The sequence below is a fragment of the Citrobacter sp. Cpo030 genome (assembly GCF_030333005.1).
In the GTDB taxonomy this organism is placed as follows: domain Bacteria; phylum Pseudomonadota; class Gammaproteobacteria; order Enterobacterales; family Enterobacteriaceae; genus Citrobacter; species Citrobacter portucalensis.
The window spans coordinates 172,759-184,785 of the sequence record NZ_JAOWGT010000049.1 but is presented as its reverse complement, the minus strand read 5'-3'; the positions used below and the strand labels follow the sequence as shown (position 1 = coordinate 184,785).

Below are 12,027 nucleotides of genomic sequence, written 5' to 3'. Positions count from 1 at the left end.
TTGGTAGCGCCATTTTTTTGCCAAAAAAACGTCATGTTTCTGTCATCTGCTGAACGTAAGGTGTTGTCTTTCCGATAATAGAAGAGTTACAAGACAATGCATCTGGTGAAAAAATTACTCGCAGTCAGCGTGTTTCTTTGTGCTTCAGCTCAGGCGCAGAACATCCTCGAATTTCCTCAGCCGGAGAACAACCCGGAAGAGTTTTATGCCGTAACCGAAATCCCGGCAGGCGGAATGATTAAATATGAAACCGACGCCAAAACCGGTTTTATCGTTGCCGATCGCTTCCAGTCAATGCCGGTTGCCTATCCCGCCAACTACGGTTCACTCACCCAGTCTTTAGCCGGTGACGGCGACCCGCTGGATGTCATTTTTTATACCCGTGCGCCGCTTGCTCCGGGAACGTTGATTAAGCTGCGCGCTATTGGCGTACTGAAGATGATCGACGGCGGTGAAAAGGACGACAAAATTGTCGCTGTTCCGGCCAGTAAAATTGACCCCACTTATGACGACATCAAAGAGTTAAGCGATCTGCCCAAGATTGAAGTTCAACGTCTGGAATCTTTCTTCCGCGTGTACAAAGATCTGCCGGAAGGGCGCAAGAAGGTCGAATTAAACGGTTTCAATGACGCCGCTACGGCAAAACAAGAGATCAAACAGGCCTGGGATGCCTGGAAAGAGAAAAAACCGCAGCAATAAATGGTATGCCGGATGACAAAAGTTTATCCGGCATTTATATCACTGTACCGCCAGCTTACGCAGACGTGAAATATCCACGCTTTTTTGGGCCTCTGCCAGACTCCAGGTATTTTGCAGGTTTAACCACATTTCGGGTGAACTGCCAATCACTACGGAGAGTTTAATCGCCATCTCAGGCGTCAGAGCCGCTTTCCCGGTTAATAGTCGACTTGCCGTTGACGGTGCAATCTCCATAGCTCTGGCAAACTCGCGCAGGCTGACATTGAGTTCTTCCAGTGCTTCCTGAATGATATCCCCAGGACGGGGATGATTTGCCATCTTCATCAATGATAGTCCTCGTAATCCAGTATGTACGCGTCGCCATTGACGAATTCAAACGTAATACGCCAGTTACCTGAAACAGAAATTGCCCATATGCCGTCGCGTTCACCCACCAGAGGATGTAGCTTATAACCAGGCATATTGATATCTGTAACCTTGCTTGCCGCATCAATAACGGCAAGTCTGTGTCGTAATCGTCGGACATGTTTCGCCATAACGCCCGATGTTCGTCCATGAAGAAACAAATCGCGCAATCCCTTGTGCCTGAAGTTCATGATCATCCGTATCATCCTTGTTCCTTCAAGAGGAACACTACCATCAATGTTCCGTTAAACGCAACACCAAGATTGCGATATTTATAATTGTGCGGCGAATGTGCAAAAAGAAAAAGGGAGAAGGGGAATAACTGGAAAGCGTCACGCAAGAATTGCCGGATGGCTGGCCTACACGCGCATTTTGCTGATGTAGGCCTGATAAGCTTGCGCCATCCGGCAATAAAGATTACTCCAGTTGTGCGTTCAGACGTTCAATCTCCTTGCGCCATTGCGCCTGTAACAACGGTTTTTGATGTTTCGGCTTGCGGGCGAGATCGTCGGCCAGACGCTGCTCAAGATCGAGAAGTTGTTCCAGTAATCTATCGCTGTCACCGCTTATTTCAGTTTTCTCTACGACCGCCGTTTTGGGAACGGTTATCTCCGCAGACGTTTCCCGAATACGCGCATTGACCGCCTCCAGATCGTGCCATTCACTGAGTTCGCCATTGTCGATTAACCAGAACCGATTACAGCTTTGGCTGATAAGCTGCCGGTCGTGACTGACCAGCAACACGCCGCCGTTATAGCTTTGTAGCGTTTCTGCCAGCGCCTCTTTGCCTTCCATATCCAGATGGTTGGTCGGTTCATCGAGCATCAGCAGACTGTAGCGTGCAAGCGTCAGCCCCACAAACAGTAGCCGGGAGCGCTCACCGCCGCTTAATGTACTGACCCGCTGCGCATGACGAACCCACGGAAATCCCGCGCTAATCAGCGCCATCTTGCGAATCTCTGGCTGTGGGGCAAATGCTTCCAGCGCGTCAAACAATGAATCGTTATCGGCAAGCTGATGCAGCGTCTGGTCGTAATAACCCAGCGTAACGCGCGGGTGTAACACCAGTGAAGTTGATGCTATCTGTGCCTGGAACTGTTGCCAGATAAGCCTTAACAGCGATGATTTCCCGCAACCGTTACGCCCGACAATCGCCACGCGATCGCCGCTTTTTAACCGGATACCGGCAATGGAAAACAGTGTATCTGCACCAGGAGCAGGGGCTACAGACAGATTGGTCATCTCCAGCAAACGATCTGCACGCAGGGCATCACCCTGCAATGTTAGTGTCCACTGACTTCCTGACGTCACTTTTGTTTGTACCTCTTTCAGGCGCTGTGCCTGTTTTTCCATCTGCTTGGCCTTGCGGGAGAGATCTTCGTTGTCGTAGACCCGCCCCCAGGTTGCCAGCCGTTTGGCGCTGGCAGTCACCCGGTCTATTTCTTTTTGCTCAGCCTTGTGGCGCAGAGCATCGCTGACATCTCTTTCTGCCAGAGCCTTACGCGCTGCACTACAGGGTAGATCAAACGCATGGAGGGTGCGATCGCGCAAGATCCAGGTTCCGTGAGTCACCGCATCCAGCAGTTGCGGGTCGTGGGAGACCACCACAAAACTGCCAGACCAGTTCTGTAAGAACTGCTCAAGCCACAGTAATGTAGGCAAATCCAGGTGGTTACCCGGCTCATCCAGCAGCAGCAGGTCAGGATTACGCATCAGTGCCCGCGCTAATAGCAAGCGCGTGTGCTGGCCACCGCTCAACGTTTGCGCTGTAAGAGATAAATTCTCTGGCGTAAAACCCATTTCGGCAAGCAGTGCTTCAACTCGCCACTGCTGAGCTGCGCGTTCATGCTCGGGAAATTGAGCGAGAACGGCTTCCTGCAGCGTAAGAGGCAGTATATCGTCAGGTAGATGTTGTTCTACACGCGCGAGATGGCAGTGATTCGCCTGCGCGATTGCCCCACTGGTGGGCGAGATCGTGCCATCGAGCAGTTTTAACAGCGTGCTTTTGCCGCAGCCGTTGTAACCGATAAGCCCGATGCGGTCGCCTTTTTTCAGGGTAAAGGAAAGATCGTCGAATAGCGTGCCGAATGCCGTATCAACGTGTAAGGATTGTGCGGTTAGTAATGTGCTCATTGTTGCTTACTCAAGAGTTACAGGCGTAAAAACGCCTCGTCAAACATCGCTGACGATAACCCGGTAAGCCCGAGAGAAGGGGATTTAGAAGTTAGCTTCGCTCAAGCAGAAGTTATCGCAGCACGATACCGATAACGCTTGAGCACTGGCGATCGCCAAAAGCATGTGAAACGATAAAACGTTCACAGTACAGCATAAGTATCCTCCTTTTGTTTTTCAGAATGTTAATCGGTGGTGAAAGTGTAATCGTAAGTTGCGCAAAAGCGCAAGTGTTGAACGCCCGGCAGCAGTTTGCCGCCGGGCAAAGCGTCAGATAGAGGTACGACGGTAGTCGCGATATTCTGCTTGCCAGAAATTATCGTCAATCGCCTGTTGCAGCGCTTCGGCGGAAGTTTTCACCGCCACACCTTGCTGCTGCGCCATTTTACCGACGGCAAAGGCAATGGCGCGAGAAACGGTCTGAATATCTTTCAGTTCCGGTAGCACCAGGCCTTCGCCGTTGAGCACCAACGGTGAATACTGTGCCAGCGTTTCACTCGCCGACATCAGCATTTCATCAGTGATGCGCGACGCGCCAGACGCAATCACACCCAGACCAATACCCGGGAAGATATAGGCGTTGTTACACTGGGCGATTGGGTAAATTTTATCTTTCCACAGTACCGGTGCGAACGGACTACCGGTCGCAACCAGCGCGTTACCTTCGGTCCAGGCGATAATATCCTGTGGCGTAGCTTCAACACGGGAAGTGGGGTTAGACAACGGCATGACGATCGGACGCGGACAATGCTTGTGCATTTCGCGGATGATCTCTTCGGTAAACAGGCCGGTTTGTCCGGAAACGCCGATCAGGATGTCAGGTTTAACGTTGCGGACCACGTCGAGCAACGACAGCACATCTTCTTGTGTATCCCAGTGCTGGAGATTTTCGCGTTTTTGCACCAGTTTGGTCTGGAAGGAGAGCAGGTTCGGCATTTTGTCTGTTAACAGGCCGAAGCGATCGACCATGAATACGCGTTGACGCGCCGCTTCTTCGCTTAAACCTTCACGCTGGATCTGCGCAATGATCTGCTCGGCAATCCCGCAACCGGCGGAACCCGCACCGAGGAAGACGATGTTCTGTTCGCTCAACTGGCTACCGGCCGCGCGGCTAGCCGCAATCAGCGTACCGACGGTAACCGCCGCGGTACCCTGAATATCGTCGTTAAACGAGCAGATTTCATCGCGATAACGGGTCAGGAGAGGCATGGCGTTTTTCTGGGCGAAATCTTCAAACTGCAACAGCACGTCCGGCCAGCGATGCTTCACGGCCTGGATGAATTCATCAACGAATTCGTAGTATTCATCATCAGTGATACGCGGATTGCGCCAGCCCATATACAGCGGATCGTTCAGCAGTTGCTGGTTGTTGGTCCCCACGTCCAGTACCACCGGAAGAGTATAGGCCGGGCTAATTCCGCCACATGCGGTATACAGCGACAGTTTACCGATTGGAATGCCCATCCCGCCGATCCCCTGATCGCCAAGACCTAAAATACGTTCGCCATCGGTGACAACGATGACCTTGATGTTGTGGTTAGGGACGTTTTGCAGGATATCGTCCATATTGTGGCGGTTCTGATAAGAGATAAACACGCCGCGCGCACGACGATAAATCTCAGAGAAACGCTCACAGGCCGCGCCGACCGTTGGGGTATAGATAACTGGCATCATCTCATCCAGGTGATTATGCACCAGTCGGTAAAACAGGGTTTCGTTGGTGTCCTGGATGTTGCGCAGGTAAATATGTTTGTCGATTTCGGTTTTGAATCCCTGATATTGGATCCAGGCGCGTTCAGCCTGTTCCTCAATCGTCTCGACCACTTCCGGCAGTAACCCCAGCAGGTTGAAGTTACGGCGTTCTTCCACACTGAAGGCGCTCCCTTTATTCAGTAAAGGGAATTCCAGCAGTACCGGGCCAGCGTAGGGGATGTAAAGGGAACGCAGTTTTTTGGTTTCGTTTTCCATGTCACTCACTCTTTTTTGAATAACCGTCCCTGGCGCTCTTTATGATCGTATGTGGCCTGTCCGCCAGGGAAACGGGCGAAGTATAAAGCATTGTGAATGGGTTAAGGGGTTTTATAAGCAAAAACACCACTGCGGTTGCAATGGTGTTTATCTCGTTACTCAGTCAGACGTTCGAAAGGCTACTTGCCGTCAGTGCGGCGCTTTCTTCCAGTAGGATTATTGACCACGTTGGTTTTGTCACCTTCGGTCACGATTTTACGTTGATTTGAGATTTTGTGGTCCAGTCCGAGAATATGACGGGCCTGACGGTTCGATTTCATTCTAACTCCTTAATCCTGTTACTGGTTTCAAGGGCGAGCCCGTATGAGAACGGACGAAATACAACCTGATATAAAGCCGATGTTCAACATAACGGCTTTCTGGATGGTCGGTCATTTTATCTGAAAGGTCAATGCTTAAGCGGCAAATGAGAACTATCCCGTATGTAACATGCTTTTTCCCGGGCGTCCTATACTAGTAACTCCGACGACAACACAGGAGAGCGGTAATGACTATCCATAAGAAAGGTCAGGCACACTGGGAAGGCGACATTAAGCGCGGCAAAGGCACTGTGTCGACCGAAAGTGGCGTGTTGAATCAGCAACCGTATGGGTTTAATACACGGTTTGAAGGTGAGAAAGGCACCAATCCTGAAGAATTGATTGGCGCGGCCCATGCAGCCTGTTTCTCGATGGCGCTTTCGCTGATGCTGGGCGAAGCGGGGTTTACCCCAGATGCCATTGATACCACTGCCGATGTTTCTCTGGATAAAGTAGATGCCGGGTTTGCGATCACTAAAGTCGCGTTGCATAGCCAGGTGAGCGTGCCGGGGATTGATGCCGCCACGTTTGATGGCATCATCCAGAAAGCAAAAGCCGGATGCCCGGTATCTCAGGTTCTGAAAGCGGAAATAACGCTGGATTATCAGCTGAAGTCTTAATCGTGGCGTGCCGGATGCGACTGTGTCTTATCCGGCCTACGACTGTGCCGGATGTAAGTCAGTCTTATCCGGCACCTGATGATGTTATTGCGCTACCCAACCGCCATCCATATTCCACGCCACGCCGCGCACCTGCGCCGCACCGTCTGAACACAGAAATAGTGCCAGCTCACCTAACTGTTCCGGCGTGACGAATTCGCGCGACGGCTGCTTTTCCGCCAGCAGGGCGTCACGTGCGACCTCAGGCTCTGCGCCTTCGGCAATACGCTTATCAATCTGCTGCTGGACCAGCGGCGTGAGCACCCAGCCGGGACACAGCGCATTGCAGGTGACACCCGTCTGCGCGGTTTCCAGCGCGATGGTCTTGGTGAATCCCACCACACCGTGCTTCGCCGCTACGTAGGCAGATTTCTCTTTTGAAGCCACGAGGCCGTGAACAGAAGCGATATTAATGATGCGACCCCAGTTACGCGCGCGCATGCCGGGAAGCGCCAGACGCGTGGTGTGAAAAACGGAAGAGAGGTTAATAGCGATAATCGCGTTCCATTTATCAACCGGGAAGGTTTCCACCGGGGATACATGCTGGATCCCCGCGTTGTTGACCAGAATATCCACACCGCCAAATTCGCTCTCGGCATAGCGCATCATATCGGCAATTTGCGCTTCATCGCTCAGATCCGCGCCATGATAGCCTGGCGTTTTGCCATACTGCGCAACAGCGTCTTTGGCTGCATCCACATCACCAAACCCGTTAAGGATCAGGGTAGCGCCCGCTTGCGCCAGCACCTGTGCGATACCTAATCCGATACCGCCGGTCGAGCCGGTAACCAGGGCGATTTTTCCCGTTAAGTTCATGATGATTCTCCTTAAACAATTCCGGTGGTGTAGAAGACGCCGATGACAAACAGTACGGCCAGACTTTTAATGACGGTAATAGCGAAAATTCCGCCATACGCCTGACGATGGCTGAGACCGGTGATAGCCAATAAGGTAATGACCGCGCCGTTATGCGGCAGGGTGTCCATACCGCCGCTGGCCATAGACGCCACGCGGTGGAAGACTTCAAGTGGGATATTGGCAGCGTGAGCGGCTGCAATGAAGGTATCAGACATGGCGGCAAGGGCAATACTCATCCCGCCAGACGCCGAGCCGGTGATCCCGGCAAGCGTGGTGATGCTGATAGCCTCATTGAGCAGCGGGTCAGGAATAGCCGCCAGCGCTTTTGACAGCACGAGGAAACCAGGCAGGGCGGCAATCACTGCGCCAAAACCGTACTCTGACGCGGTATTCATCGCCGCAAGGATCGCACCGCCAACCGCCGTTCTGCTGCCTTCCGCCAGGCGACCTTTAATGTTGCGGTAGCCGAAGAGCACCACCAGCAGGATCCCAGAAATCAGCGCCGCTTCCACTGCCCAGATAGCGGTGATTTTACCGACTTCGGTGGTAATCGGCTTGGCAAGGCCCGGAAGTTCAAGTTGATGCGTGGCGCCATACCATTGTGGGATCCAGCGGGTAAACAGCAGGTTAAATACCCCAACCAGGATCAGTGGAGAGATCGCGATGATCGGGTTCGGCAGATTAATGTTATCCGGCGTTTCCGGCTCGTTTAACAGTTCAGTGCCATAACCCTCATTCTTAGCCTGTGCTTTACGACGCTGACGTTCGAGATAAACCAGACCAACAACGATGATAAATACGGAACCTATCAAACCCAGCCACGGCGCGGCCCAGGCGTTGGTACCGAAGAAACTGGTCGGAATAATGTTCTGGATCTGTGGTGTGCCTGGCAGGGCATCCATGGTGAAGGAGAAGGCACCCAGCGCAACGGTTGCCGGGATCAGGCGCTTCGGGATATTGCTCTGACGGAACAGTTCAGCCGCGAACGGATACACCGCAAAGGCCACCACAAACAGCGATACGCCGCCGTAGGTCAACAGCGCACATACCAGCACAATCACCGGGATGGCATGACGACGACCGAGGATGTTGATAGCGGCGGCAACAATGGAACGTGAAAATCCAGATAACTCGATTAACTTGCCAAACACTGCCCCCAGCAGGAACACCGGGAAGTACAGCTTCACAAAACCGACCATTTTTTCCATAAACAGGCCGGTGAAGGCAGGGCCGACGGCGCTGGGTTCGGTAAGCAATACAGCACCTAATGCCGCGATGGGGGCAAACAGAATGACGCTGTATCCGCGATAGGCTGCCAGCATCAGCAGGCCCAGCGCTGCCAGGGCGATTAATACACTCATCATGACTCCTTATTATTATATTGGGGTACAGAAAGAGACGTTATGGTTTCAGGGCAAAACGCAGCTGATGCTCTCTGCGTTGCTGGATGTACTCCTTGCGCGAATCATCCCAGCGATAAAATCCCTGACCGCTGCGTAAACCGGTATCACCGTTGGCAACCTTGTCAGCGACCAGCGACATCATGTCGCTGCCGGTTGCCAGTTCCGGAAGCAGATGCCGACAAATGTCCTGCACCGTAGAGAGTCCGGTCATATCTGCCGCCTCCAGCGGACCGACCATTGCATAGCGACGTCCGAGCGAAGCGCGCATCACCTGATCAACCACTTCTGCGCTGGCGATGCCGCTTTTAACGATATGTAGCGCTTCACGCAGCAGGGCAAACTGCAGTCGATTGCCGACAAACCCTGGGGCGGCGCGGTCGAGCACCACGGCCTCAAGTTGCATCGCGATCAGTTGTTGCTGTAATTCATAGAGATATTCCGGCTTCGTTGCGGTACCAGGCACAATTTCGACCAGCGGAATAAAATGTGGCGGATGCCAGAAATGGGCGATCAGTAACCGCTCGGGATGGGCGAGTTTTTCTGCCAGTGCATCCGGCGGCAGGCCGCTGGTGTTACTGGCAATAACGGCTTCAGGTGCGATCAGCTCTTCCAGTTGCGCATACAGTGCGTGCTTGAGTTCAAGACGCTCGGGGATCGCTTCAATCAGTAACCGGCATGCGGCAATATCCTGTAGCGAGGTGGTGCCGTGCAGGCGAGACATGACCGTCGTTTTTTCACCAATGGCAAATTGGTCGGTGGCTATCAGCTCATCCAGGATACCGCCGGCAACTCCGCTTATTTCTGCAATTCGGCTGCTATCGGTATCGTATAACCAGACATCGTGACCATAACGGGCGAAGTGGGTAGCAATGCCGACGCCCATTAAACCCGCCCCCAGGACGCAGATAGGTTTACTTTGCATGAGATACCTCCTGTGAACGCTCTACTGCCAGCGCCACACCTTGACCTCCGCCCACGCACAGCGTAGCCAGCCCTTTTGTGGCGTTGCTGCGAGCCATTTCGTGCAGCAGCGTTACCAGAATCCGGCAACCTGATGCGCCAATCGGGTGCCCTAGCGCAATTGCGCCGCCGTTCACGTTCACCCGGTTGCTGTCCCAGTTCAGGGATTCGCCAACCGCCAGCGCTTGTGCGGCAAATGCTTCGTTGGCTTCGATAAGATCCACGTCATTCAGCGTCCAGCCAGCACGTTTCAGGCACTGGAGTGATGCTTCTACCGGCCCAATCCCCATAATGGCGGGATCGACGCCAGAAACCGCGTAGCCTGCCACCCGGGCAAGCACCGGCAAATTGAGTTCTGCGGCTTTGGCGGCGCTCATCAACATCACCGCGGCGGCACCATCATTGATGGATGAGGCATTTCCGGCGGTCACCGTACCGTTACCTGGACGAAATGCTGGTTTAAGTTGCGCCAGCTTGTCGGCCTGAGTATCCGGGCGAGGCTGTTCGTCACGATCCACCACACGTGGCGGTTTTTTGCCCTGCGGGACGCTAACCGGCGTGATTTCCGCGCTAAAACGACCCGCTTCAATGGCGGCGGCGGCTTTTTGCTGGGAGCGCAGGGCAAAAGCATCCTGCTGCTCACGGCTGATAACAAACTTATCCGCCAGATTTTCGGCAGTAATTCCCATGTGATAGTCGTTGAACGCATCCCACAGACCGTCATGCACCACGCTGTCTTTCATGCTGGCATGACCCAACCGCAGACCGGCCCGCGCCCCGTCGAGAAAATAGGGCGCATTACTCATGCTCTCCTGGCCTCCGGCAATCACGATTTGCGCATCGCCACAGCGAATCGCCTGTACCGCCTGATGCACCGCCTTCAGACCCGAACCACACACCAGATTAATGGTTAGCGCGGGCGTGGTGACTGGCAGACCTGCGCGTAACGCCGTTTGTCTGGCCGGATTCTGACCGCAGCCCGCAGTCAGAACCTGACCTAAAATCACCTCATCAATTTGCTCGGGTTCCACAGCCGTTTTTTCCAGCAGCGAACGGATCACCACTGAACCAAGCTCAACCGCGGAAAGTGGTGCCAGCGCGCCATGAAAACTGCCAATCGGGGTGCGCGTTGCCGCGACAATGACAACATCCTGCATGGTCAGCTCCTCAGCTAAATTGCATTTCTGGGACATTTTCGGGAACGATGAGCTTACCGGCGGTTCTGGCGACAATCTCATCCACGCTGATGCCCGGTGCACGTTCACGCAGAATGAATGCACCGTTGGCAATTTCCAGCAGAGCCAGGTCGGTAAGCACGCGTTTGATGCAGGCCACGCCGGTCAGCGGCAGGGTGCAGGCGGGAAGCAGTTTCGACTCACCGCTTTTGGAAGCATGGGTCATTACCACGATGATGTTGTCGGCTCCGGCAACCAGATCCATCGCGCCGCCCATGCCTTTCACCATTTTTCCGGGGATCATCCATGAGGCGATATTGCCGTTAACATCGACTTCAAACGCACCGAGCACCGTCAGATCAACGTGGCCGCCGCGGATCATGGCGAAGGATTGCGCAGAGTCGAAAATCGCCGCGCCTTTGCGCGCTGTCACGGTCTGTTTCCCGGCGTTGATCATGTCGGCATCAATTTCGTCTTCTGTGGGAAACGGGCCCATCCCCAGCAAACCGTTCTCTGATTGCAGCATCACGTCCATGCCATCAGGGATGTAGTTCGCCACCAGCGTGGGAATGCCGATCCCAAGGTTGACGTAATATCCGTCGCGCAGCTCGCGGGCGACGCGCATCGCCATTTGTTCACGCGTTAACATGGTCAGGCTCCTTTCTGGCGCAGGGTGCGTTGTTCAATACGTTTTTCAAACTGCCCCTGAATAATGCGGTTAACGAAAATTCCAGGAGTGTGAATCGCAGCAGGATCCAGTTCTCCGGGAGGGACAATCTCTTCGACTTCCACGACGGTAATGCGCCCGGCGGCGGCCATCAGCGGATTAAAGTTCTGTGCGGTGTGGCGATAGATGACGTTGCCGTACCAGTCGGCTTTCCAGCCTTTAACTAATGCAAAATCACCGGTTATCGCCTGCTCAAGGATGTAAGGGCGTCCGGCAAACTCGCGAACCTCTTTCCCTTCCGCCACGGGGGTTCCATATCCGGTCGCGGTAAAGAATGCCGGGATCCCCGCGCCGCCCGCGCGCAACTGCTCTGCCAGCGTACCCTGTGGCGTCAGGATGGCTTCCAGTTCGCCGCTTAGCACCTGTTTCTCAAACAGGGCGTTTTCCCCTACATAGGACGCGACCACTTTGCGCACCTGACGCGTTTCCAGCAGTACGCCAAGGCCGAAGCCATCCACGCCACAGTTGTTTGATACAACGGTAAGTCCCTGTACCTCTCGACGGCGTACTTCGGTAATCAGGTTTTCAGGGATCCCACATAAACCAAAACCGCCTGCCAGCAGCGTCATGTTGTCGGTCAGTCCTTCCAGCGCCTCTTGATAAGTGGCAACACGTTTATCCAGTCCAGCCATATACTTGCCT

The 12,027-nt window shown here is 53.8% G+C and carries 12 protein-coding genes and 1 pseudogene; 2 read left to right on the top strand and 11 right to left on the bottom strand.

Translation table 11 applies throughout. The features are described 5' to 3' along the window. Positions 1-96: 96 nt before the first annotated feature. Positions 97-697 (top strand): annotated as a pseudogene (locus tag OGY37_RS07720) (inorganic diphosphatase); the annotation flags it as partial. 41 nt (positions 698-738) lie between these two features. Here the strand turns inward: OGY37_RS07720 and OGY37_RS07715 are convergent. The 5 genes from OGY37_RS07715 to sra form a co-directional block, all read right to left on the bottom strand. Continuing rightward, complete coding sequence (locus OGY37_RS07715) at positions 739-1,023, bottom strand: HigA family addiction module antitoxin (protein WP_003833018.1); 285 nt, start codon at positions 1,021-1,023, stop codon at positions 739-741. Then, a complete protein-coding gene (locus OGY37_RS07710; protein ID WP_003833016.1) occupies positions 1,023-1,301 on the bottom strand; it encodes a type II toxin-antitoxin system RelE/ParE family toxin in 279 nt (92 codons plus the stop codon). The genes OGY37_RS07715 and OGY37_RS07710 overlap by 1 nt, the downstream gene beginning before the upstream one ends. Positions 1,302-1,521: 220 nt before the next feature. Further along, on the bottom strand, positions 1,522-3,237 hold the full coding sequence (locus OGY37_RS07705; protein WP_286620499.1) for an ABC-F family ATP-binding cassette domain-containing protein: 1,716 nt from the start codon (positions 3,235-3,237) through the stop codon (positions 1,522-1,524). A 309-nt stretch (positions 3,238-3,546) separates the two neighbouring features. Next, positions 3,547-5,244, bottom strand: a complete 1,698-nt coding sequence (gene maeA, locus OGY37_RS07700) for a malate dehydrogenase (RefSeq protein ID WP_003833011.1) — start codon at positions 5,242-5,244, stop codon at positions 3,547-3,549. A 179-nt stretch (positions 5,245-5,423) separates the two neighbouring features. Continuing rightward, positions 5,424-5,564 (bottom strand): stationary-phase-induced ribosome-associated protein, encoded by a 141-nt coding sequence (sra, locus tag OGY37_RS07695; protein ID WP_003833009.1) that lies wholly within the window; start codon positions 5,562-5,564, stop codon positions 5,424-5,426. 227 nt (positions 5,565-5,791) lie between these two features. On the opposite strand from sra, the gene osmC reads away from it, so the two are divergent. Then, positions 5,792-6,223 carry a peroxiredoxin OsmC gene (gene osmC, locus OGY37_RS07690; RefSeq protein WP_149384250.1) on the top strand — a complete coding sequence of 144 codons (432 nt, stop codon included), beginning with the start codon at positions 5,792-5,794 and terminating at the stop codon, positions 6,221-6,223. A gap of 84 nt (positions 6,224-6,307) precedes the next feature. On the opposite strand, the gene OGY37_RS07685 is transcribed toward osmC, so the two are convergent. Genes OGY37_RS07685 through OGY37_RS07660 form a run of 6 tightly spaced genes read right to left on the bottom strand, consistent with a single transcriptional unit; the run spans position 6,308 to position 12,017 of the window. Beyond that, positions 6,308-7,078 (bottom strand): 3-hydroxybutyrate dehydrogenase, encoded by a 771-nt coding sequence (locus OGY37_RS07685; RefSeq protein WP_286620497.1) that lies wholly within the window; start codon positions 7,076-7,078, stop codon positions 6,308-6,310. A gap of 11 nt (positions 7,079-7,089) precedes the next feature. After that, a complete protein-coding gene (locus OGY37_RS07680) occupies positions 7,090-8,484 on the bottom strand; it encodes a GntP family permease (protein ID WP_196776256.1) in 1,395 nt (464 codons plus the stop codon). 37 nt (positions 8,485-8,521) lie between these two features. Next, positions 8,522-9,445: a 3-hydroxyacyl-CoA dehydrogenase family protein gene (locus tag OGY37_RS07675; protein ID WP_286620495.1), complete on the bottom strand. Its 924-nt coding sequence runs from the start codon at positions 9,443-9,445 to the stop codon at positions 8,522-8,524. After that, complete coding sequence (locus tag OGY37_RS07670) at positions 9,435-10,640, bottom strand: acetyl-CoA C-acetyltransferase (protein WP_149280948.1); 1,206 nt, start codon at positions 10,638-10,640, stop codon at positions 9,435-9,437. The genes OGY37_RS07675 and OGY37_RS07670 overlap by 11 nt, the downstream gene beginning before the upstream one ends. Before the next feature lie 10 nt (positions 10,641-10,650). Continuing rightward, positions 10,651-11,307, bottom strand: coding sequence for a CoA transferase subunit B (locus tag OGY37_RS07665; protein ID WP_193134010.1), 657 nt, complete (start codon positions 11,305-11,307; stop codon positions 10,651-10,653). A gap of 2 nt (positions 11,308-11,309) precedes the next feature. Continuing rightward, positions 11,310-12,017, bottom strand: coding sequence for a CoA transferase subunit A (locus OGY37_RS07660; protein ID WP_003020020.1), 708 nt, complete (start codon positions 12,015-12,017; stop codon positions 11,310-11,312). Between the last annotated feature and the right edge of the window lie 10 nt (positions 12,018-12,027).